The 20,726-nt window shown below is 62.2% G+C and carries 21 protein-coding genes; 6 read left to right on the top strand and 15 right to left on the bottom strand.

Annotated features, from left to right (window positions below; translation table 11 throughout):
* Positions 1-2: 2 nt before the first annotated feature.
* From JZY08_RS03410 to JZY08_RS03360, 11 genes are all read right to left on the bottom strand, one after another.
* Positions 3-398: a DUF3168 domain-containing protein gene (locus JZY08_RS03410; protein ID WP_216331001.1), complete on the bottom strand. Its 396-nt coding sequence runs from the start codon at positions 396-398 to the stop codon at positions 3-5.
* On the bottom strand, positions 395-730 hold the full coding sequence (locus tag JZY08_RS03405; protein ID WP_216331000.1) for a phage head closure protein: 336 nt from the start codon (positions 728-730) through the stop codon (positions 395-397). The genes JZY08_RS03410 and JZY08_RS03405 overlap by 4 nt, the downstream gene beginning before the upstream one ends.
* Before the next feature lie 3 nt (positions 731-733).
* Entirely contained in the window at positions 734-1,303 is a 570-nt protein-coding gene (locus JZY08_RS03400) for a head-tail connector protein (protein WP_216330999.1), read from the bottom strand.
* A gap of 435 nt (positions 1,304-1,738) precedes the next feature.
* Complete coding sequence (locus tag JZY08_RS03395) at positions 1,739-3,007, bottom strand: phage major capsid protein (RefSeq protein WP_216330998.1); 1,269 nt, start codon at positions 3,005-3,007, stop codon at positions 1,739-1,741.
* A 49-nt stretch (positions 3,008-3,056) separates the two neighbouring features.
* Positions 3,057-3,647, bottom strand: coding sequence for an HK97 family phage prohead protease (locus JZY08_RS03390; RefSeq protein ID WP_003497095.1), 591 nt, complete (start codon positions 3,645-3,647; stop codon positions 3,057-3,059).
* A 39-nt stretch (positions 3,648-3,686) separates the two neighbouring features.
* The gene (locus tag JZY08_RS03385; protein ID WP_003497097.1) at positions 3,687-4,007 is read right to left on the bottom strand and encodes a DUF6107 family protein; all 321 of its coding nucleotides are present in this window, start codon (positions 4,005-4,007) and stop codon (positions 3,687-3,689) included.
* Between the two features lie 193 nt (positions 4,008-4,200).
* On the bottom strand, positions 4,201-5,367 hold the full coding sequence (locus JZY08_RS03380; RefSeq protein ID WP_216331500.1) for a phage portal protein: 1,167 nt from the start codon (positions 5,365-5,367) through the stop codon (positions 4,201-4,203).
* A 181-nt stretch (positions 5,368-5,548) separates the two neighbouring features.
* Positions 5,549-5,872 (bottom strand): Dabb family protein, encoded by a 324-nt coding sequence (locus JZY08_RS03375; RefSeq protein WP_253204046.1) that lies wholly within the window; start codon positions 5,870-5,872, stop codon positions 5,549-5,551.
* Positions 5,873-5,915: 43 nt separating this feature from the next.
* On the bottom strand, positions 5,916-6,554 hold the full coding sequence (locus JZY08_RS03370) for a glycoside hydrolase family 19 protein (RefSeq protein WP_216330997.1): 639 nt from the start codon (positions 6,552-6,554) through the stop codon (positions 5,916-5,918).
* A gap of 477 nt (positions 6,555-7,031) precedes the next feature.
* On the bottom strand, positions 7,032-8,291 hold the full coding sequence (locus JZY08_RS03365) for a DNA-packaging protein (protein WP_003497102.1): 1,260 nt from the start codon (positions 8,289-8,291) through the stop codon (positions 7,032-7,034).
* Between the two features lie 33 nt (positions 8,292-8,324).
* On the bottom strand, positions 8,325-8,897 hold the full coding sequence (locus JZY08_RS03360; RefSeq protein WP_253204045.1) for a hypothetical protein: 573 nt from the start codon (positions 8,895-8,897) through the stop codon (positions 8,325-8,327).
* Positions 8,898-9,335: 438 nt separating this feature from the next.
* On the opposite strand from JZY08_RS03360, the gene JZY08_RS03355 reads away from it, so the two are divergent.
* Positions 9,336-10,976 (top strand): alpha/beta-hydrolase family protein, encoded by a 1,641-nt coding sequence (locus JZY08_RS03355; RefSeq protein WP_216331499.1) that lies wholly within the window; start codon positions 9,336-9,338, stop codon positions 10,974-10,976.
* A gap of 27 nt (positions 10,977-11,003) precedes the next feature.
* On the opposite strand, the gene JZY08_RS03350 is transcribed toward JZY08_RS03355, so the two are convergent.
* Positions 11,004-11,843, bottom strand: coding sequence for an SDR family oxidoreductase (locus JZY08_RS03350; protein ID WP_216330995.1), 840 nt, complete (start codon positions 11,841-11,843; stop codon positions 11,004-11,006).
* A 143-nt stretch (positions 11,844-11,986) separates the two neighbouring features.
* Here JZY08_RS03350 and JZY08_RS03345 point away from each other — a divergent pair, with 143 nt between their 5' ends.
* The gene (locus JZY08_RS03345; RefSeq protein WP_035242843.1) at positions 11,987-12,355 is read left to right on the top strand and encodes a helix-turn-helix domain-containing protein; all 369 of its coding nucleotides are present in this window, start codon (positions 11,987-11,989) and stop codon (positions 12,353-12,355) included.
* A 230-nt stretch (positions 12,356-12,585) separates the two neighbouring features.
* Here the strand turns inward: JZY08_RS03345 and JZY08_RS03340 are convergent, their stop codons facing one another.
* The gene (locus JZY08_RS03340; protein WP_003497116.1) at positions 12,586-13,017 is read right to left on the bottom strand and encodes an Lrp/AsnC family transcriptional regulator; all 432 of its coding nucleotides are present in this window, start codon (positions 13,015-13,017) and stop codon (positions 12,586-12,588) included.
* 147 nt (positions 13,018-13,164) lie between these two features.
* On the opposite strand from JZY08_RS03340, the gene JZY08_RS03335 reads away from it, so the two are divergent.
* Complete coding sequence (locus JZY08_RS03335; RefSeq protein WP_003497118.1) at positions 13,165-14,265, top strand: saccharopine dehydrogenase family protein; 1,101 nt, start codon at positions 13,165-13,167, stop codon at positions 14,263-14,265.
* Between the two features lie 159 nt (positions 14,266-14,424).
* On the opposite strand, the gene JZY08_RS03330 is transcribed toward JZY08_RS03335, so the two are convergent.
* Positions 14,425-15,885 (bottom strand): YdiU family protein, encoded by a 1,461-nt coding sequence (locus tag JZY08_RS03330; RefSeq protein WP_216331498.1) that lies wholly within the window; start codon positions 15,883-15,885, stop codon positions 14,425-14,427.
* Positions 15,886-16,060: 175 nt separating this feature from the next.
* Between JZY08_RS03330 and JZY08_RS03325 the strand changes: the two genes are divergently transcribed.
* From JZY08_RS03325 to JZY08_RS03315, 3 genes are all read left to right on the top strand, one after another.
* On the top strand, positions 16,061-17,119 hold the full coding sequence (locus JZY08_RS03325) for a sensor histidine kinase (RefSeq protein ID WP_253204044.1): 1,059 nt from the start codon (positions 16,061-16,063) through the stop codon (positions 17,117-17,119).
* Between the two features lie 76 nt (positions 17,120-17,195).
* Positions 17,196-18,914: a glycoside hydrolase family 32 protein gene (locus JZY08_RS03320; RefSeq protein WP_216330994.1), complete on the top strand. Its 1,719-nt coding sequence runs from the start codon at positions 17,196-17,198 to the stop codon at positions 18,912-18,914.
* Positions 18,915-18,974: 60 nt separating this feature from the next.
* A complete protein-coding gene (locus JZY08_RS03315) occupies positions 18,975-19,148 on the top strand; it encodes a hypothetical protein (RefSeq protein WP_082183963.1) in 174 nt (57 codons plus the stop codon).
* 24 nt (positions 19,149-19,172) lie between these two features.
* Here the strand turns inward: JZY08_RS03315 and JZY08_RS03310 are convergent, their stop codons facing one another.
* Complete coding sequence (locus tag JZY08_RS03310; protein ID WP_216330993.1) at positions 19,173-20,555, bottom strand: MFS transporter; 1,383 nt, start codon at positions 20,553-20,555, stop codon at positions 19,173-19,175.
* Between the last annotated feature and the right edge of the window lie 171 nt (positions 20,556-20,726).

Raw genomic sequence — 20,726 nt, 5'->3', positions numbered from 1 at the left:
AATTACTCCGTCACCGCCCTGAAACGCATTTCCGCAAGGAAATTCCGCGTCTTCGGCTCCCGCCGCGAGCGGCTGGAGAGGAATTGCAGAGCGACGAGCGAGACACCGCTTAGCGGAAGGGTCGCATCATCGAGCACGATTTTCACCCGCGCTGCGATCTCAGCCGCGCGCTTGCGGCCATTGGCATCGCTCCAGATTTCCAGAGTGAGAAAATGCTCTTCGGACTTTTCCGTCGCGGTCGAATAATCGCGGCTTTCAAGGTCGGCGATGACGACCAACGGCAAGAGCCCGCGCGGTAAAAGCCGGTCGACAATGCCGCCGGGAATGAGCGCCATCAGCGCCGCGTCGCTGCCAAGCCTTGCGAAAATCGCCTGCAGAAGCGGGTTTGCGGCGCTCACGGGTTTTCCTCCTCGCAGCGGCAGACGATGAAGCGGCCGGTCTCGTCCGGGTCCATCACCGTGCGGATCGCCAGAATGCGCCGGCCCTTGCGAAAGCGCATGCCAGCGGCAATGTCGCTGCGATGGGCCAGCCAGACGCGGTGGGTGATCGTCACGCCCTCGGCCGAGGCGCGTTCATGGGATGCATCCGATACGGGTTCGATTGCGGCCCAGAGCGAACGCAGGACATTCCAGCTTTCCGCAGCACCGCCCTGCCCGTCCGACGTTTGCGCGCGCACTTCCAGCTCCAGCCGTGCCGTCAGCTTGCCGGGGTCGAGAAAAACGATGTTCATGGCTTAAAGACCCACACGGCAGAAAGGCGACACCAGCCGCTCGTAACCGGCAGGAACGCCCGCCGGCTGGTTTTCCAGGGCGACGGCGCCACGAAAGGCGAACATCTGGGCCACATGCGTCAGCATGGCGCGTTTCAGCGTGTCGGGCACATCCGTTCCTGCCTCGCCGTAGCCGGCAATGAAGTCGATCTCGATGCCATTCATCGCCCGTCCGGGAGCCGGCGGATCGCGCAGCCACAGCCTTGCAGGCCGCGCCTCGCCATCGAGCAATCTGTCGGCGGCGGTGATGTCGGTCGAGCGCCCTTGACCATCAAAAACCAGAATCGTTTCGATGGCTTGCACCGGTCCCTTGCCAATCGGAATCACGTCGCCTGGCGGCCATCCGTCGAGATAAAGCCGCCATGTCTGACGCAGCAGGCAAAGGCCGGTCACGCGCTCCAGATGCTCGCGGGCGGTGCGGATCAGTGCGGCGAGAAGTGCATCTTCGTCGCCTGCGTCGAGACGCAGATGCGCCTTGACCTCGGCAAGCGTCAGCGGCTCCGCCTGCGGCGGATGAATGAGGGCATAGGTCATGGGGTCTCCGGAAAGGAATGCAGGTAATCACATATTGCGCGAGCGGGTGCGGCTTGTTTTTTCTCCCCGAGGGGGAGAAGGTCGCGGCAGTAGGATGAGGGGGTGACGTTAGCGATAGACCGAGAGCTTGCTCCCTCATCCGACCCTTCGGGCCACCTTCTCCCCGGCGGGGAGAAGAACAAGGCCGCAAGGTCTGCGGTCAATTCGCCACGAACTTCCCAGGCTTGATCACCTCAAAATTGTGCACACCGCCGCCCACGCGCTTGATGATGGTGCGAGCGGTCGCCGCTTGTTTCTTCTCCCCGCCGGGGAGAAGTCCGCGGCAGCGGGATGAGGGGGTGAGGGTCGAGATATGCGGAGAGCTTGCCCCCTCATCTGACCCTTCGGGCCATCTTCTCCCCGGCGGGGAGAAGAAAAGGGGAGCAAAGTTTGCGGTCAGTTGACCCCGAACTTCACCAGCTTGATCGCCTCGAAGTTCTGCACGCCGCCGCCAACACGTTTGGTGGTGTAGAACAGCACGTAGGGTTTTGCCGAATAGGGATCGCGCAGGATGCGTACGCCCGTGCGGTCGACGACGAGATAGCCGGCGCGGAAATCCCCGAAGGCGATGGCGAAGCTGTTTGCCGCGACGTTCGGCATGTCTTCGGCTTCCATCACCGGAAAGCCCATCAGCGAGGCGGGCTGGCCGGCGGCGGCGGGCGGATGCCAGAGATAGGCGCCGGTCGTGTCCTTGAAACGGCGCAGCGCCCCTTGCGTCTTGCGGTTCATCAGGAAGTTGCCGTTCTGGCGATGGCCGGCCTTCAGCCCATAGACGGCATCCAGCAGCACATCCATCGGCCCGGCAGATGCAAAGCCCGCCGACACGCCGGTCGCGACATAACCGATATTGCCCCAGCTCCAGCTGTCATTGGCGACGGTCGTATAGGCGAGGAAACCCTTCGGCTTGTTGACGCCATCCCCGGCGATGAAGGCGGCGGCCTCCTGTTCGGCGAAGGCGATGTCCACTTCCGAAGCGATCCAGGCTTCGATATCGACCGCCGCATCGTCCAGCAGGCCCTGGGTCGCGGCCGGCATGGCGTAGAGTTCCATGGTCGGGAAGGAAAGTTCGGAAAGCTTCGGCGTCGTGGTTTCGGGGCGAGCCGCCGTTTCGGAGACCCAGCCGGTGGCAAGCCCGCCGGGCGAAAACGGTTTTTTCAGCACGGCGGTGGAAACCTGCCGCACGGTCGCCAGCGCCCGGATCGGCGAAATCGCCGTCATGCGGCGGCCGATCTCGCCATCCGTCTCGCTCGGCAGCAGAAAACCGCCATCGGCACCTGTCGATCCGGCAAAGGCCTTGGCCTCCAGATCGCGCAGCGCCCCCTCCTCACCCCGGCGGATATAGGCCTCGAAGGCGGCCTTGTGTTCATCCGCGTCATGGGAGAGCGCTTCCTTGCGGCCGAGAGCGGGCCGCGCCTTCTTCAGTGCCAGATCGTCCATGATCCTGCGGTTGTCGTCCAGCGCCTTGTCGATGCGGTCGAGCTTGTCGCGGGTCACGACGTCAGCGCCCATCTTGCGCTCGATATCGGAAAGCCGCTGGTCGTTGGTGTCGCGGAAGGCTTCGAAGGCCTCCATGAATTCGTCGAAGGCGGCCGTCATCGTGTCGGGCACGGCCTTCACCTGCGGCGCGACCGTCGTTGCGGCCGGTTTGGTAGTCTGGTCAGTCATGTCGCCATCCTTGTGTCGGAGGTGGTTTGTCGGAAGTTTTTGTCGGAAGTCAGCGTTTGAAGGCAGTGTCGAAAAGCGAGCGCGCGGCGCGGCGCATGGTGCGCACCAGTTCAGTCTCGCGGTCGCGGAAGAAGCGGGCATGCTTGACGTCAGAGACCCGTGCAGACGGCAGCATCGGAAAGGTCACGACCGAGATTTCCCAGAGATCAGCCTCCAGAATGCGCCTGACGCCCGTGCGTGCCGCCTTGCCGGATCGCGCCTCCTTGCTGGAACGTACGGTGCGAAAACCGATCGACAACCCGTCCAGCGCGCCCGTCTTCATCAGCGAATGCACCTCGCGGGAGCGGGCGACCCCGGGGGCGAGAACACCCTCGACGTAGAGCCCGCGCTCGTCCTCGCGAATGGTGCGCCATGCGCCGATCGGCTCGGCCGGATCGTGCTGGTAGAGCATGCGGATGCCGGCTGCGCCACGTTCCTCGATGGAGCGATGGAAAGCGCCGCGTTCGATCACGTCGCGGCCGAGATCGACCTCGCCGAAGACGCTGGCGTAACCGGAAAACGTGCCGTCACTTGTAATGCCGCGCAGTTCCAGATTGGCGAATTTGCGCGTGGCGGGACGCGGCCCGCGATAGGCGTGCATGGGTAACTCCTGCGATGGAGAAAGGGAGGCGTGTGGAGGCTAGGCGCGGGGACGGGCGTTGTAACGGTCGGCCACGCGCACCAGGAGGCCAAGCCCCCACCAGGCCACCATGCTGGCGGCGGCCGAGCCCGCCACCATGATCTCGCGGCCCGAAAGCGCGCCGGCAATGTCAAGCTGCTGCACGATCCACAGCCCCACGGGGCCGCCGAAAATCATGCCGCAGGAGACCCCGGTGATGAAACGGCTCGCGGCTTCGCGTTTGCTTTTCGGCAGCAGATAGACGAGCGATACACCCGCGCCCGCCACGGCGCCGGTGATGCGGGCGGCCCAGATTCCGGCCTCATTGGCGAATTCAGACATGGGTAATCATTCCGGTTTAGGATGTTGCAATCGGGCAGACGCACCGCGTCGCCCGCAGGCGTTCTTTGCGCGTCTGCGACGGGTGATTTCACGAATCTTCAGAATCGCTTGGGCGGAAGTTCTCAGAAAGAGAGTCCGCGTCTTCAGAAAATGCTTGAGCAGGAAACCCGGGGGCGATCCCGCTGCGGCGCGATCAATAACCGACAGCTTCGCGCTTTTCCTCGTCGGAGAGAAACGACGCAGCGCCGATGCGCGTCCACAGCGCGTCCCGCTCGCCGGCAAGCCCGGCGATCCTGTCGAGATCCGGTTCCAGCCGCAGCCCGGCGCCGAAAATCGGCGACAGCCAGCCGCAGAGCCTTGCCGCCGTGCGGTAAACGAGCGGCAGCACGGTGAGACGATAAAAGGCGCGGTTGGCCTCCTGGTAGTTGGCATAGGTGTTGTCGCCGGGAATGCCGATCAGCATCGGCGGCACGCCGAGAGCGAGCGCTATATCCCGCGCCGCACCGTTGCGCGCCTCCAGAAAATCCATGTCGCGCGGCGAAAGCCCCATGGCCTTCCAGTCGAGCCCGCCTTCCAGAAGAAGCGGCCGGCCGGCATTCATCGCACCCTGATAACCTTCCTCCAGTTCGCGCTTCAGCCGTTCATATTGCTCGGTGGAAAGATTGCCGCCCTCCTTCGGCTGGTAGACCAGCGCGCCGGAAGGCCGGGCGGAATTGTCGAGCAGGCGTTTGTTCCAATGGCTTGCGGCATTGTGCAGATCAAGTGCTGCGCCCGCCGAAGCAAGTGGCGCAAAACCCGCCCGGTCGTCGAGCGGATGGAACAGCTTCAGGTGCAGCAGGCCCAGCCCGTCCCGTTCGGCTGAGATGCGCCTGATGGCGCGGCCCTCGGCACGGTAGTCGTAACCCACCGGCCAGCCGTCTGACCCCTCGATGATGCTGACCCGGTCGGGCCTGAGAAGATGCAGTTCACGCAGGCGTTCGCCGATCAGCAGCGGCTCGATATAGGCGTTTCCGGAAAGCATCAGGTGGCCATAAAGCGCCTCGAAGAAATCCGGCCCGGCCATGTGGGCGCTCGGCTTGGCCAGAAGCGCCAGCACCGGATGATCGGTTATCTCCTCATCGCCATCGTAAAGCAGCCAGCTGACCGACGCGGACGCTTCCGCCACCATGCGGGCGGCGCGGTGCGCCACCGGGTTTTTCATGAAGCCTTCGCGGGCAAGTGCGGCATAGGAACGGCCCGACCAGAAGGCCTGTCCGCCCTGTGCCGCCACCGCCATGAAACCGCCCGTCGCCGTCTTGCGTTCAGGCACGGCTCTGCCATCCGCCGGGCGTCGCCACGGCAGGGAAAACGGAAATCGCATGGAATTGTCCTTGTTGTGCCGCTGTGCGGCGTCCATATGCCGTCACCCCGGACTAGATCCGGGGTCCAGCCAGCCCAAGTCCTTGGGCTGAAAAGGCTCTTCTCGCCGCGCAGACGCGCGTCGGCTGGTTTCCTGTGACAGGCACAGGAATGAGGGTGGAGGGCTTGGATCTTGACGAGACTTAACGGATCGGCGCTTTCACCGCGGTATCGCTGTTGAAATCGGCAGCAACACGGGTCTCGCGCAGCGGCTTTACCGTACGGGTGGAAAGATCATAAGCGGGATCGGCCTTGTAGGCCGCCAGCGCCGCCTCGTTTTCAAACTCGCCATAGACGATGAAGTCGACCGAGTTGCCCCACTGGTCCTTCTTCACGTTCTCGCCGATTTCCAGCTTCAGCGAATGCGGTATGGCGGTGAGCCCGGAAAGCCCCCTGCGCACGGCGTCGCGGTTTTCCTCGGGAACGGTGAAAAAAACGATATGGCGGATCACGGTGTCACCTGTCATGCAAAATTCGAATTCGGCCTTTGGGGCGCCGAGTAACGGGTTATCATCTGGCCCGCCCCGGTTCAATCCGCGCTGCGACAAGGGCGCCATGAAATGCCCGCCCGTAATTCCCGACAAGCCGCGCCCGGTCGCTGCCATTGATGACGGCGCGCGCGCCCTCCCAATCCTCGCGTTCTGCGCTGAAGAAATCGGAGAGACTGCGGCCGGTAAAACTGCCGGATGCCATGCCGCAGATCAGGATCGTCGTCGCCACATCCGGCTCCATGGCCCGCTCGGGGCGGGCCAGAAGATCCACACCGGTCAGGCGCGACATCGCCTCGTAATTGCGGCGATGTGTCAACTGCACGAAACCACGCCCAAGCCAGCTTTTGCCCTCAGCGTCCGGCCGCCAATAGGGTTTGCGCACCATGGGCAGCCTGCCCGCCGCAAAAGCCCGGTCGAGCCTTGCGATCGCCTCCGTATCGCCTGCCGCCAATGTCTCGCGCACCGGCTGCATGGTCGCTGCCGTCTCGTGGAAGGTGGTGGCCAGCATATAGGCCAGCCAGCGCGTGTCGCCGTCCGGCATGGCCTTCTCGAAACCGGCAAGTATGGTTTTCGTGCCGGCAAGCTGCGCGGCGCGCAGGCGGCCACCGAAGATCGAAATCCGCACCGACGCGAAGAATCGCGCCTCGTCATAGGCCATAGCCGGCTCCTGAAAACAGAGGGCGATGTAACGCCCGGTTTTTCCACATGACGGCCGTCAGGACTAAATCGATTTGAAAAAAACCTAATCGATTTTAATCCGCAGGCCGGGGTTTTGGGGTAAAAAATTCCTTGAGTTCGGGAACCCTGGAGCGCTAACTCCATTCACCGCGCACTTCCGCAGCGTTGACCATTCAAGGAGGAATGCCACCATGACAGCGACAATCCCCCAGACCGTTTATGACCGTCTCGAAAACGAGTGGCGCCAGATGCGCGAAACCGGCACCCAGCCGAAGCCGGCGCAATCTCCGAAGAAATAAATAAAGATCGGGTTTGACGACAGCGTCTCTCCAATCTCTACGTCATCCTCGGGCTTGACCCGAGGATCCACGGCTTCAATGCCGAATGGATCCTCGCCTCAAGAGCGAGGATGACGGTGGATGTGTTTCGACACGGCCTTTAGAGCGTCCGCCTTGTTTCACATCCCCCGCACCCTCGGCTCATTCACCACCATCGTCGTCAATGCCGTTATCGCCCACACCAGCGCATCCAGCCGGTCCGGAGAACGACCTGACGACAAGCCGCCGGGTCCGAAATCCGTCATCTGGTCGGTGAGCTTTTCAAACCGTGCGGCGTGGCGCACCCTGCCCTGTTCGTAAAGTGCGGCCACCGGCTCGGCGCGGGTGAATTTGCCCCGGCTTGCCCGCACCAGCGTCAGCGGCAGGTTGGCGTCGATGCTCTGCAGCATCGCCCGCACCATCTCGCCGCCCTGGTTGACCTCGGCCACAACCCGGTCGGCCTCGTGGTGACGGGCGGCAGCGACCACGGCGCGCGCCCAGCCGGCCGGCGTTTCGCCTTCCACCGAACAATCCGCAAGCACCATCAGTCTGCCGGACATGCCGAGCCCCGCAACGACAATGCCGCAGCAGGAATTCTCCCCGACCCCGGCGGGCGGATCGACCGCCACCACGATCCGTGCCAGCGGCTCATGCGCCGCCTCCACAATCGCTTCCAGGTCGGAACGTTTCCACAGCGCGCCCTCGCGCTCGTCGATCAGCTCGCCGCCGATTTCCTGACGTCCCAGCCGGGTGCCGCCGTAGCGGTCATGCATGGCTTTCAGGAAACCGGGCGAGAGGTTTTGTGCATTCATAGCCGTCGGCATCCGCGCCACCCGGCTTGAGGGGTCGGCGAGAAGCGCTTTCAGGAGCGGAATGGGCCGTGGCGTCGTCGTTACCAGTTGCCGTGGGGCCTCCCCCAGACGCAGGCCGAATTGCAGCATGTCCCAGGTCTCCTGCGGATATTTCCATTTTCCGAGTTCATCGGCCCAGGCCATGTGAAATTGCGGTCCGCGCAGGCTTTCGGGGTCTTCAGACGAAAACACCTGCGCCATCGCGCCGTTCGGCCAGACGAGGCGGCGGCGCGACACTTCGAAAGCAGGACGGCGGCGGCGGGCAATGCGGCAGATGCCGGAAATGCCGTCGATCATCACCTCACGGGCATCCCCCAGCGTTTCCGCCACCAGCGCGATGCGCAGATCCGAATGTTGCGCGGCGGACGCAATCCTGTGCACCCATTCCGCGCCGGCGCGGGTCTTGCCGGAGCCACGCCCGCCGATCAGAAGCCACGTCCGCCAGTCGCCCTCAGGCGGCTGCTGCGGCAGGTTGCCGATGAAGCGCCAGTCGCGCAGAAGGGTATGGACCCGTTCCTGCAGACGGGGGTCGGGCGAGAAGTTCGTCATCTGGTCCCGCCTCCTCGGCCTTCGGCTTCATGTTCATTGGGCAGCCTTCAACAGTCCCGACGTCACCCCCGCCTCAAGGGCAGGCATGACGGAGTTGCGGGGCTCGTCCGTAACCGCACTTTCCGCCTCCATCCGCGCGCGGCATTTCTGCTCGGCCAGTTCGTCGATACGTTGGAGGAAATGCGCCACCGCAGCTTCGTAATCTTCGGTATCGGTGTCATCCTCTCCGGAAAGCGCGGCGCGCTCTTCCGCCAGAAGCCTTTGCAGGACATCGATCCTCTCCAGCGTGCGGACGACCACCGAAAGCTGGTCCGTCGCGGCCTTCACATCGGCGCGCGCCTGTTTACCCGAAGCGTCTTCCGCCGTCGCCAGCAATGCCGCCTCGCTCGCCTGACGCAGGTTGCGATACATGTGAAACTGATCGCGCATCTCCACCGTCAGCTCGTTCAGCATCTGCCGCAGCTCGCCGTTACGCGCCGCATCCTCGGCGGCCAGCTTGTCGGACCGCGACTTTGTCTCGGGCGCGGTGTCCATCACGCACTCGTTTCCATAGGTTGGCCTCTCCGGCCACGCGCTGTAAAGCGTTGGATCGCAATTGTGAGTCATGGGATTGGCCTACGAGAAAACTGAGACGAACAGGGTCGCGGGCATAGGGGCAAAACGGCTCAACCAAGCGGCCCTCATTCCTGTTCTTGTCACAGGAATCCAGTCGATGCGCGTCTGCGCGTCGGAACGAGTCTTTCCACCCCAAGGACTTGGGCTGGCTGGATTCCTGTGACAAGCACAGGAATGAGGTCGGCGGGCAAGGGCAGTCGCAAAAACTCAGCGCCCTGGTCTTTTCGAACCAACCGCCGCTCAGCCGCAAATCTCCGACTGTATCCAAACACTATCAAACCACCGTCACGCTGTAAAGGATTATTTTCCTATGTTCATGATTTTTATCCTTGTCGCAGGGTTTGCACCCTCGCCCGCCGCATATTACACTCGGCGGCAAGCGGTGAGCAGAAGGGGCAGGTCAAGTTGGTGAAACAATGGGTTGAGCGGTTGTTTACGGGTCTTTCGGCAACCGGCATCGTCTTCGGCACTATTCTGTTCTGCGCTTCGCTCACACCGTCTCTTCTGCCGCGCACCTGGCTGATGCAGGGTGTGCTGTGCGGATTTTCCTTTGCCATCGGTTATCTGATCGGTGTGGCGATACACGCGGTCTGGGCCTATCTCGAACTGCCCGAACCCTCGCGCCATAATGCGCGTGGCATTCGTTTCCTCATCGCGCTTGCCAGCGCCATCACGGCCATCGCGTTTTTATGGCAGGCGAAAGACTGGCAGAATTCCATCCGCATCCTGATGGAACTTGATCCGCTGCCCAGCGCCCACCCGACCAAGACCGGCGGCGTTGCGGTGCTGGTCGCCGCGCTCCTCATCGGCGCGGGCCGGCTTTTCCAGCTCATCCGGCGGTTCTTTTCCGCGCGCAGCCGTCATTTCCTGCCGCGCCGGCTTGCCAATGTGCTTGGCATCGCCGCCGCCATCGTGCTGTCCTGGATGCTGCTGAACGGTCTGATCTTCGACATCGGCCTCAGATTTGCCGATTCATCGCTGAAACAGGTGGATGCGCTGATCGAGCCGGATGTGCCGCGCCCGTCCGACGCACTCAAGACCGGCAGCAGCGCTTCCCTGATGAGCTGGGAATCGCTTGGCCGTAGAGGCCGTGAATTCGTGGCCGGCGGGCCGGAGGCACAGGAGATTTCCGCCTTCACCCACCGCCCCGCCATGGAGCCGCTGCGGGTCTATGCCGGGCTCAACTCGGCCTCGACGCCCGAGGAAAGAGCGGCCCTTGCGCTGGAAGAACTGAAGCGGGTCGGCGGTTTCGAGCGCAAGGTGCTGCTGGTCGTCATTCCCACGGGCACCGGCTGGATTGACCCGGAAGCGCTCGACACCATCGAATATCTGCACGGCGGCAATGTCTCGAGCGTCGCCGTGCAATATTCCTATCTTTCGAGCTGGATCGCACTTCTGACCGAACCGGATTACGGTGTGGAAACGGCGCGCGCGCTGTTTCAGGCTGTTTATGGCTACTGGACGACCCTGCCGAAGGAGACGCGGCCGAAGCTCTATCTGCATGGCCTCAGCCTCGGCTCGCTCAATTCGCAGAAATCCTCCGACCTTTACGACGTGCTCGCCTATCCGTTCCAGGGCGCGCTGTGGAGCGGCCCGCCCTTTTCCAGCCCCACATGGCGCATGGCGACCAATGGGCGGGTGAAGGGCACGCCGGAATGGCTGCCGCGTTTCCGCGATTCCTCCGTCATCCGCTTCGCCAACCAATATACCACCGCCCATATGCCCGGCGTAGCGTGGGGGCCGATGCGCATCGTCTATCTGCAATATGCGAGCGACCCGATCACCTTCTTCGAGGCCGCTTCGCTCTACCGGCGGCCGGAGTGGATGAGCCATCACGGGCCTGACGTTTCCACATCCTTCCGCTGGTTCCCGGTGGTCACCCTGCTGCAACTCGGGCTCGATGTTGCCGCCGCCACCACGGCGCCGATCGGTTACGGCCATGTCTATGCGCCGGAACACTATATCGATGCCTGGACGGAGGTGACCGAGCCTGAAGGCTGGAGCGCCGAGGATATCCAGCGGCTGAAGATGTTCTTCAAGGCCCGCCGCGGCTCCACCGATCCGGCGTAAGCGCGGCGGGCGTGTCGTTTCCGGGCGTCAGCCCTTCAGCACATCCGCGTGGTCAGCTACATAGGCCTCCAGCGAGCGCGGTGCGTGGCCGGTCAATGTCTCGACATCGCCTGTTATCGCCGAGGTCCAGCCTTCGCGCACGGGATGGAAGATCGAGGCGAGGAAGGAGGCATAGTCCTTGGGAACGCCAGCACCGGTGAGGATGCCGATGAAAACCTCATCCGAAACGGGGCCATAGGAGACCGGCTTGCCGATCGCCTGCGAGATGATCGCGGCCGCCTCGCCGTAACCGATCGCCCGCGGGCCGGTCAGGTTGAACGCCTTGCCGTCGAAAGCATTCGACGTCAGGGCGGTGGCGGCGCTGTCGGCGATGTCGCGTACATCGATGAAGCTCGACTTGCCCTCGCCCGCCGGAACGGCGATCTCGCCGTGTTCGATGCCGGCCTTCCAGTAGGTGTGGAAATTATCCGCAAACCAGTTGGGGCGCAGAATGACGTAAGGCACGCCGGACGCGATGATCTTCAGCTCGATCTGGCGATAGGGAATGGAATCATCGGCATCGACGCCGAAGACGCTGAGGAACACGATCTTCACCTCGCGGCGTGCGGCTTCCTCGACCACCGGCGTCAGTGCGTCGATGGCATCCAGACGCCCGCCCGCCAGGATCAGAAACAGCCGGTCCACGCCGTCGAAGGCATCAGCGTAAGTCGAGGCATCGGTATAATCAAACCTCACACCTTCCGCGCCGTCCGCCGCCTTGCCGCTACGCGAGGCCGCCTTCACGCTTTCGCCCTTGGCCAGAAGCGCCTTGACCAGCGGCGTGCCGATGGTGCCTGTCGAACCGATTACAAGTATCTTGCCTGTCATCTCAAATATCCTTAGTATCTAGTGGAAACCATGTTTCGAGAACACACATACTGCGTGTTGGAAATCATGAAAAGAGAGCACTTTTCGGTTATCTGGTATCCTCAGGGAAACCTGCCGGCCTTGAGACAAGGGGAATGACATCGATGGAACGCGTTTATGACGTTTACGAGGACCGCTGCCCCACACGCATGGTTCTGGACAGGATCGCCGACAAATGGGCGCTCTTGATCCTCGACAAGCTGCGGCTGGACCCCGTGCGCTTCAACCTGCTGCGGCGCGAGATCAAGGGCATTTCGCAAAAGGTCCTGTCGCAGACGCTGAAGAAGCTGGAGCGCGACGGGCTGATTTCCCGGCAGGTCTTTCCGACCGTGCCGGTGACGGTCGAATATTCGCTGACGCCGCTCGGGCGGACGCTGACCGACACGGTGGCGGCGCTTGCCCATTGGGCGGAGGGTAATATCGACGCGGTGATGGCGGCACAGAGGGCTTATGACGAGCGGGCGGTGGTTTAGATGGTCTTCACCCTCGCGTAGCGGCAGAGGCATGGGAGCGACAAGCTCCTTTGCTGCTTCTTTTTGTAGACCATCGCTTCCGTCATGCCGGCCTTGAGCCGGTATCCAGCCAGCCCAAGTCCTTGGGTTGAAAAGACTCTATCCGCCACGCGGACGCGCTGCGGCTGGATGCCGGATCAAGTCCGGCATGACGGAAGTGGGTTTCGCATACCTTCCACTCCCAAGCGGTTCTACCGCGAAATCCGCGTCGAAAGAATGATCGACGATAACGTCCGCTCCACGCCATCCAGCGCGCCGATCCGGTCGATCAGCCGGTCAAGGTCGAGGATGGAAGGCGCTGCCAGAATGGCGATCAGGTCGAAAGTGCCGCTGACCGAATGCAGCGTCGTCACCTCCTTGATGGCGGAAAGCGCCGCCGTCACCCCCGGCAGCGCCTTCGGCCCGATGGTGATCAGCACATGGGCGCGCACCAGCCCCGACAGATAGCTTTCCGCAAGCCTCAGGCCATAACCGGCGATCACGCCGTCGGCTTCCAGCCGCTCGATGCGGGCCTGCACCGTGGTGCGCGAAAGGCCGAGTTTGCGCGCCAGTTCCGCCACCGGCATGCGGGCATTTTCGGAAAGCAGGGCCAGCAGCGCCCGGTCCTTTTCGGCAATCGTCATAGTGACCAATCCTGTCGTCTAACTGCGCAATATTAACCCGCTATCTGCACATAGTGAAGCTGCGAATCGTCAATAAAAGCTGGCATTCTGTCTTTGAAGCGCATCCGGTGCGCGCACATATGCGAATTTACTGCGGGGAACAAAAACATGAAAAACATTGTCGTCATCGGCGCGGGCAATATCGGTTCGGCCATCGCCTGGATGCTGGCTGCTACCGGCGATTATCGCATCACGGTTGCCGATCGCTCGGCCGACCAGCTGGCGAATGTGCCGGCGCATGAGCGCGTCGACACGGAAATCGTCGACATCACCGATCGTCCCGCTCTGGAAGCACTGCTGAAGGGCAAGTTCGCCGTGCTTTCCGCCGCCCCCTTCCACCTGACGGCGGGCATTGCGGAGGCGGCCGTCGCCGTCGGCACGCATTATCTTGATCTCACCGAAGACGTCGAATCCACCCGCAAGGTCAAGGCGCTGGCGGAAACGGCGCAGACCGCACTCATTCCGCAATGCGGCCTTGCCCCCGGCTTCATCTCCATCGTGGCCGCCGATCTCGCGGCCCGGTTCGACAAGCTGGACAGCGTGCGCATGCGCGTCGGCGCGCTGCCGCAATATCCGTCCAACGCGCTCAACTACAATCTCACCTGGAGCACGGACGGGCTGATCAACGAATATATCGAGCCCTGCGAAGCAATCGTCGAAGGCCGCCTTACCGCCGTTCCTGCCCTTGAGGAACGCGAGGAATTCTCGCTCGACGGCGTGACCTATGAGGCCTTCAACACGTCAGGCGGCCTCGGCACGCTTTGCGCCACGCTGGAAGGCAAGGTGCGGACGATGAATTACCGCACCATCCGTTATCCCGGCCATGTGGCGATCATGAAGGCGCTTCTGAACGATCTCAACCTGCGCAACCGCCGCGATGTGCTGAAGGACCTGTTCGAAAACGCCCTGCCCGGTACCATGCAGGATGTGGTCATCGTCTTCGTCACCGTCTGCGGCACCCGCAACGGCCGTTTCCTGCAGGAAACCTATGCCAACAAGGTCTATGCGGGTCCGGTTTCCGGCCGGATGATGAGCGCCATCCAGATCACCACCGCCGCCGGCATCTGCACGGTTCTCGACCTTCTCGCGGAAGGCTCTTTGCCGCAGAAGGGCTTCGTCCGGCAGGAAGAAGTGGCGTTGCCGAAATTCCTCGAAAACCGGTTCGGCCGGTATTACGGCACGCATGAGCCGCTCGCCCGGGTTGGGTAAAGAAAACGGCTGCAGTTTCTCCCGTCATGCCGGACTTGATCCGGCATCCAGCCAGCCCAAGTCTTTGGGTTGAAATGACTCTCTCCGCCGCGCAGACGCGCGTCGACTGGATGCCGGATCAAGTCCGGCATGACGGAGAAGGCCACGACCTTATCCCAACTACGTCCCGCAAAACGTCCGAAATACCCTCTCATGGCTCATCGGTGGCTGCATGTAGACGAAATTGTCCGGCCGTTCCTCGAAGGGCGTTGCAATTGCGGCCAGCATGGCGTGGAAGGGTTCAAAATCATCGTCCTCCACCGCCGCTGCGATCAGTTCCTCGATGCGGTGGTTGCGCGGAATGATGGCCGGATTGGTCGAGAGCATCGCCTGTGACCTTGCAGCGGCGGAAACACCTTCCCGCGCTGCCCTCTCCCGCCAGCGCCCCAGCCATTCATCCGCCCCGGCAATATCGATGAACATGCCGCGAAACGGCTCGGCATCGCCGACGACCGCATGGGAAAGACGCCGGAAGGTCAGCGTATAATCCGCCTCCGACGCCTGCATCAGCGCCAGCAACGCCTGCACCAGATCGATGTCGCCCTCTTCCTCCACCGTCAGGCCCAGTTTCTCCCGCATGCCGGCAAGCCAGCGCTTGGGAAAGGCAGCGGCGAAATCAGCCAATACTGCATTGGCGAGTTCGGCGGCTTTCTCGACCTCCGGGTCGAGCAGCGGCAGGAGGCATTCCGCCAGCCTTGCGATGTTCCATTGCGCGATGCCGGGCTGGTTGTTGAAGGCGTAGCGCCCCTGCGCATCGATGGAGGAGAATACCTTGTTCGGATGATATTCATCAAGGAAGGCGCAGGGCCCGAAATCGATGGTCTCGCCGGAGACCGCCATATTGTCGGTATTCATCACGCCATGGATAAAGCCCACCATCATCCAGCGGGCGATGAGTTCACACTGCCGCTGCGCAATCCCCTGCAAAAGGGCGAGGTAAGGATTGCCGGCATTTTTCGCTTCGGGATAATGGCGCTCGATCACATAGTCCGCGAGGTTCCTGATCGCCTCGTCATCCTCGCGCGCCGCGAAGAACTGGAAGGTGCCGACGCGGATGTGGCTGGCCGCAACGCGGGTGAAAACGCCGCCCGGCAGACCGACCTCGCGCTGCACCCTTTCACCGCTGAGGACGGCGGCCAGCGCCCTTGTTGCGGGAATGCCAAGCGCGAACATCGCCTCCGACACGATATATTCACGCAGCACCGGGCCGAGCGCCGCGCGCCCGTCTCCCCTTCGCGAAAACGGTGTCGGGCCGGAGCCTTTGAGCTGGATATCGCGGCGTTTGCCGTTTTTGTCGATCACCTCGCCGAGGAGAATGGCGCGGCCGTCGCCGAGCTGCGGCACGAAACCGCCGAACTGGTGGCCCGCATAGGCCATGGCGAGCGGCTCGGCTCCTTGCGGCACCACATTGCCGGAAAAGATCGCCGCCAGCCTTTCATCATCGAGGCCTGATACGTCGAGAAGAAGCTCGTCGGCAAGCGCACGGTTGAAAGCGATGAGACGCGGCGCCTTCACCGGCGTTGGCAGCACGGCGGCGCTGAAACGCTCCGGCAGGCGGGCATAGGAATTGTCGAATCTGATCACGGGTAAACTCCCTGCTTTTGCCTGATATGGCCATTTTCACGCCCGTTTTCGAGTGCGAAATTTGCAATTGTCAAAAGCTGCGCCGGACTTCGGAAAAATCAGTTTGAACTGTACGTATATTTGAACATACAAACAGCCAATAGATGAGTGACAGTTCAAGCAGGATATCCTGGTGCCAGACTTCCCCCATGACGACAGCGAGATGGGCAAGGCCATCCGCCACTTCGACTGGTCCTCGACAAGCGTGGGCCCGATCAGCACATGGCCGGTATCACTCAAAACCACCGTGCAGATGATCCTCAAGCAAGGGCATGCAATCTGTCTGTTCTGGGGGCCTGACCTCAACATCATCTACAACGACGCCTACCGCCCGTTTCTTGGGCTGAAGGAAGAGGGTGCGCTCGGCAAGCCGTTTCACATCATCTGGTCCGATGTCTGGAACGATGTGAAACCCTTCGTTGATCAGGCACTCTCCGGCACGGGCACGTTCGCCGAGGACATGCATCTCGTCATGGACCGCAACGGTTATCCCGAAGACACCTACTGGACCTTTTCCTACAGCCCGCTTTACGACGATCAGGGCAAGATCGCGGGGCTGATAGACATAGCCGTCGACACGACTGGGGCGGTGCAGAGCCGCAGCCGGGAGGAGCTTCTGCGGCGCGAACTCGTCCACCGGGTCAAGAACACGATGGCGATCACGACTGCCGTCGTCAGCGCCACCCTGCGCCATTCGCAATCGCTTGACGAGGCGCGCGACACCATCAAGAAGCGCATCGCGGCGCTCGGCAATGCCCAGAACCTCATGCACGCCTCCGGCCAGGGCACCAGCATAGCCGAGCTTATCTACAGCAGCGTGCATCCGCATCTGGACGACAGGACCCGCGTCACAATATCCGGGCCGGACTTGGAAATCGCGCCGCAACAGGCGCTTGGCCTATCGCTCGCCGTCTATGAACTGGCGACCAACGCTTTGAAATACGGCGCTCTTTCCAATGAAAACGGAAAGGTCGACATTGTCTGGACGCTGGATGAGGATGATCGTTTCGCGTTGCGCTGGCGGGAGGCCGGCGGGCCCGCGGTCAGGACGCCGACGCGCAAGGGTTTCGGTTCGCGGCTTACCAACCAGATCGTCGCGGCCTATTTCTCAGGCGAAGGCCGCACCTTCTACTATCCCGACGGGCTGGTATTCGAACTGGAAGGCAAATACGAAACAACAACGCCGGACTGAAGCCGGCAGTTGAACTTTCTTTCGTCCCATTCGTTGCGTTTCCTGAACCAGAAACGCCGCAACGAAAGGAACGGGAATGACCGTCGTTGAAGCCGTAGCCGCCGAGCCGGAAAGCGCCATCCGCACCCTTCACACCGACCTGCCGGTCAATGCCACCTTCCATGTCTGGCTGAAGGCGAAGAAACCGGCCGAACCCGGTGCCGTCTCCTTCTCCAATGCGAACGGAAAATTCGCTGAGGTTTCAAGCCTCAACACGGAAGAGTTCGGTTTTCGAATCTACCAGGTCTTCGGCGGCGGCCATGTGGAGTTGAGTTACGACACGGTCACGACAGCCGTTTCCGTCATCTACTGGTTCACCGCTTCGGACGTGCTCGAAACCGGCATCACCGTCGTTCACACCAAGCCTGACAATGCGGCACCCGAATTGCCTGACAGCTATCACTTCCGCCCGCCCTTCGGCTGGATGAACGATCCCAACGGTTTCGGACGGTTCGAAGGCAGGCCGCATCTGTTCTATCAGCATTATTCACACGGGCTGCGCTGGAACACCATGCATTGGGGCCATGCCGTCTCGTCGGATTATCTTCGCTGGCGGCACCTGCCGATCTTTCTTTTCCCCTCCGAGGATCTGACGACCCGACCCGACAAGCGCGGCGGCGCCTATTCTGGCTCCACCATTCCGCTGGTGGAAGGCACGGGCATCCGCGTGTTCTTCACCGAGCAGGTGCAGGACCGCATTCCCGAACAGCAGATACAGCTCACTGCCACATCTTCCGATCTCATCATGGCCGGACAGGCCGAGGTCATCCTCGGCCACCGACCGGACGGACAGGGGCTAACACCGGATTTCCGCGATCCCTACGTCTTTCGCGGTCCCGATGGGCTTTGGAAAATGGTGCTCGGCAGCCAGAGCGACGGTGGCGGCGTCATTCTTCTTTATGAAACACTCGATCCGACTGCGGCCTCCGGCTGGACCTATGTGGGCAAGCTGTGGGTGGAAACGCGCTACAAGACCACGGCCATCGAATGCCCCTGCCTGCTGCCGCTCGATGGACCCGCCAATGCCCGCTCCACCCGCTGGGTGCTGGTCTATGGGCTGATGCATTCGGAAGACCCGGAGACCGGCCGCAAGAACCTGACCATGGCCGATGTCGGCTGGTTCGATGGCAAGGTCTTCACCAGGGAATTCGGCCAGGAGCTGGATTTCGGCACCGACAATTACGCCTTTCAGGCGTTTCTTGACGGCGACAGCATCATCGGTATCGGCTGGCTTGCCAATTGGGCGGATGCCAACCCGGAAATCGATTTCCCCACCTCAATGACCCTGCCGCGCCGCATTCACTATTCAAACGGCGAGCTTCTGACCCCGCCGATCGGTGCTGCGGAAAGCCTGCGCAGCCATATTCTCGACCGCACGCGTCTGGCGGCCGGCGAGCGCGTTACCTTCATCAACGGGGCGGTGGAAATGCTGATCGAGCTTGCCTCGCCCGGCGCGCCTTTCGAGCTGACCCTCGATCATCCGGCGGTGACGCTTGGTCTCGTCTCCGATGAAACCGGCCTGTGGATCCGCCATGAGGACGGGCGTGACGGCCCCTCCCCGCATTATATCGCCAAGGGCGCGAGGGCATCGCGCATCCGCATCTTTCTGGATTACGGCTCCATCGAGGTCTTTGCCAATCGGGGCCGCTATGTCGGCACGAAACGGATCGAGGGTTTCGAGCCCGTGCGCTCCGCCGTGCTCAGGGCAGCACCCGGCACCGTGGTGCACGCCACCACCTGGGCGCTGCGACCCTGAGGAACCTTTTGGCGGATCTGGCTGTTGATCATTGAGAAAACCGCCTGAAGGAGAAACGGCATGACCAAAATCAGCGATTCAAGCGATCCCATTCTGTTTCCGACCGAAGCCCACGAAAACAAGGGTGAGAAGAAACGCGCCGGCAAGGGCATCATCATCATTATCGGCGCAATCGCGATCATGTCCTTCGTCGTCTATCTGGCGGCGATCACCATCGCCGCCACCCAGTCGTAAACACGCACGCCACATGGCGGAGATTTAACGCTCTGCGCTCCGCAGCCCGCGCGTGGTGAGGATCGCAAGCAGCGACACGAGAACACCCAACCCATAAAGATAGACCATCGGCATCGTCACATCTGCGCGTTCGATCTGCGTGACAAGATCGGTTGCCGCGGCGACGGTGCCGCTTGCACCGGCTCCGGCCGCCGCACCCAGTGTCGCGACCGTGGGCAGCAGCGCGCCCGTCATCTTGCGCTCCTCTTCAGGTGCGGCCTCCATGGCCGCCTGGCTGATGCCCGCCCAGGACATGCCGAAAGCCGAACCGATCAGGATTTGCCCGATGAGCATTTCCATCCAGTTCCCCGTCGAAAGCCCCAGCCCCAGCAGAGCGCAGCCCGGCACCATCTGGTAAGGCCCGTAATGCAGGCAAATCTCCCGCAGGCGGCCGGAACGAAGGCTGCCGATGAGCATGGCGACGAAGCTCCAGGCAAGCGGCATCGTCACGACGATGAAACCTGCAAAGGTCGGCTCGTATTGCCAGAGATTGATGGCGACGTAAGCCAGATAGACGCTGCCCAGCGCATGGGCATAGGACATCAGGAACAACACCCAGAAACCGCTGCCAAGCACCGTTTTCAGCCGGAAGGAATCCTTCGGGAAAAGGCCGGTCGAAGGGCGGATGCCCGCCTTCAGCGAGGCCCATAACAGCGCTGCGCCGGCAAGCAGGGCAATGACGCGCAGGCTCGCATCCTCGAAGGCGGAAGGCGCGGAAAAGGCCAGCGCGCCGACAAGGCAAAGAGCCAGGGGAACCAGCGGCTTGCGCGTCGCTGCGACCGGCCTCTCAGCGGATACGGCAGAGTTGGTATAGGCCAGCAACAGCGCAATCAGCGGGGCGGACAAAAGAAAGGTCGCGCGCCAGGAGAGGTGCTCGGTGGCAAAACCGCCGGTCAAAGGCCCGATGAAAGATGCGACCGCCCATATGGCCGCCTCGATGGCGAAGACCTTCGGCAGCAGGGCGGAACGGAAACCGGCAGGTATGAGGCTGTAGCACACCGCCACGATCAGGCCATCGGCAAGCCCCTGCAAGGCCCGGCCGATGACGACCCAGAGGAAGCTGTCGGCGAGCGCCGACATGACGGAGCCGATGGAAAAGATCAGGCAGCACAGGAGGAGAACGGCGCGCGCACCAAATCGCTCGCGAAACAGGACGGCGGTGACGCCACCCGCCACGGAACCGACGAAATAGAGGCTGTAGGCCCAGCTATAAAATGCAGCGCCGCCAATCTCGCGCACGGCCACCGGAAGGGCAGTTACCACCGCGAACTGATTGAAGGCATGCAGGCCGATACCGGAGGAAATGACGGTCAGAAGCGAGAGGTTCGCCCCGCTCAACAATTCCATCCAGCCATTTTTCTCCGTCATTTCCACACTCGTCAAAGCCGTATCCTTTCCATTTTTGCGATACGGCGGGCAAACTAGAACCTCAAGCACTATTGAGGTCAAGACGCCTTTTTCACGCGATGCCGTTTGAGCGAATCGACCGGTCTCAGGAACCCTCTGCGCCCCCGGCCGTTTGCGCAATGACCCGATAGA

It is taken from the genome of Rhizobium sp. X9, from assembly GCF_018873185.1.
GTDB lineage: Bacteria > Pseudomonadota > Alphaproteobacteria > Rhizobiales > Rhizobiaceae > Agrobacterium > Agrobacterium oryzihabitans.
Note: the sequence above shows the minus strand (reverse complement) of the source record. Positions and strands in the feature narration are given on the sequence as shown.

What these genes read in the sequence shown, in the direction of transcription:
- JZY08_RS03375 (WP_253204046.1), bottom strand. Translation starts at nt 5,872, where the DNA reads ATGACAGGTGACACCGTGATCCGCCATATCGTTTTTTTCACCGTTCCC.
- JZY08_RS03350 (WP_216330995.1), bottom strand. Translation starts at nt 11,843, where the DNA reads ATGACAGGCAAGATACTTGTAATCGGTTCGACAGGCACCATCGGCACG.
- JZY08_RS03390 (WP_003497095.1), bottom strand. Translation starts at nt 3,647, where the DNA reads ATGCACGCCTATCGCGGGCCGCGTCCCGCCACGCGCAAATTCGCCAAT.
- JZY08_RS03320 (WP_216330994.1), top strand. Translation starts at nt 17,196, where the DNA reads ATGACCGTCGTTGAAGCCGTAGCCGCCGAGCCGGAAAGCGCCATCCGC.
- JZY08_RS03395 (WP_216330998.1), bottom strand. Translation starts at nt 3,007, where the DNA reads ATGACTGACCAGACTACCAAACCGGCCGCAACGACGGTCGCGCCGCAG.
- JZY08_RS03335 (WP_003497118.1), top strand. Translation starts at nt 13,165, where the DNA reads ATGAAAAACATTGTCGTCATCGGCGCGGGCAATATCGGTTCGGCCATC.
- JZY08_RS03365 (WP_003497102.1), bottom strand. Translation starts at nt 8,291, where the DNA reads ATGACGAACTTCTCGCCCGACCCCCGTCTGCAGGAACGGGTCCATACC.
- JZY08_RS03370 (WP_216330997.1), bottom strand. Translation starts at nt 6,554, where the DNA reads ATGGCCTATGACGAGGCGCGATTCTTCGCGTCGGTGCGGATTTCGATC.
- JZY08_RS03380 (WP_216331500.1), bottom strand. Translation starts at nt 5,367, where the DNA reads ATGCGATTTCCGTTTTCCCTGCCGTGGCGACGCCCGGCGGATGGCAGA.
- JZY08_RS03310 (WP_216330993.1), bottom strand. Translation starts at nt 20,555, where the DNA reads ATGACGGAGAAAAATGGCTGGATGGAATTGTTGAGCGGGGCGAACCTC.
- JZY08_RS03345 (WP_035242843.1), top strand. Translation starts at nt 11,987, where the DNA reads ATGGAACGCGTTTATGACGTTTACGAGGACCGCTGCCCCACACGCATG.
- JZY08_RS03315 (WP_082183963.1), top strand. Translation starts at nt 18,975, where the DNA reads ATGACCAAAATCAGCGATTCAAGCGATCCCATTCTGTTTCCGACCGAA.
- JZY08_RS03400 (WP_216330999.1), bottom strand. Translation starts at nt 1,303, where the DNA reads ATGACCTATGCCCTCATTCATCCGCCGCAGGCGGAGCCGCTGACGCTT.
- JZY08_RS03405 (WP_216331000.1), bottom strand. Translation starts at nt 730, where the DNA reads ATGAACATCGTTTTTCTCGACCCCGGCAAGCTGACGGCACGGCTGGAG.
- JZY08_RS03385 (WP_003497097.1), bottom strand. Translation starts at nt 4,007, where the DNA reads ATGTCTGAATTCGCCAATGAGGCCGGAATCTGGGCCGCCCGCATCACC.
- JZY08_RS03360 (WP_253204045.1), bottom strand. Translation starts at nt 8,897, where the DNA reads ATGACTCACAATTGCGATCCAACGCTTTACAGCGCGTGGCCGGAGAGG.
- JZY08_RS03340 (WP_003497116.1), bottom strand. Translation starts at nt 13,017, where the DNA reads ATGACGATTGCCGAAAAGGACCGGGCGCTGCTGGCCCTGCTTTCCGAA.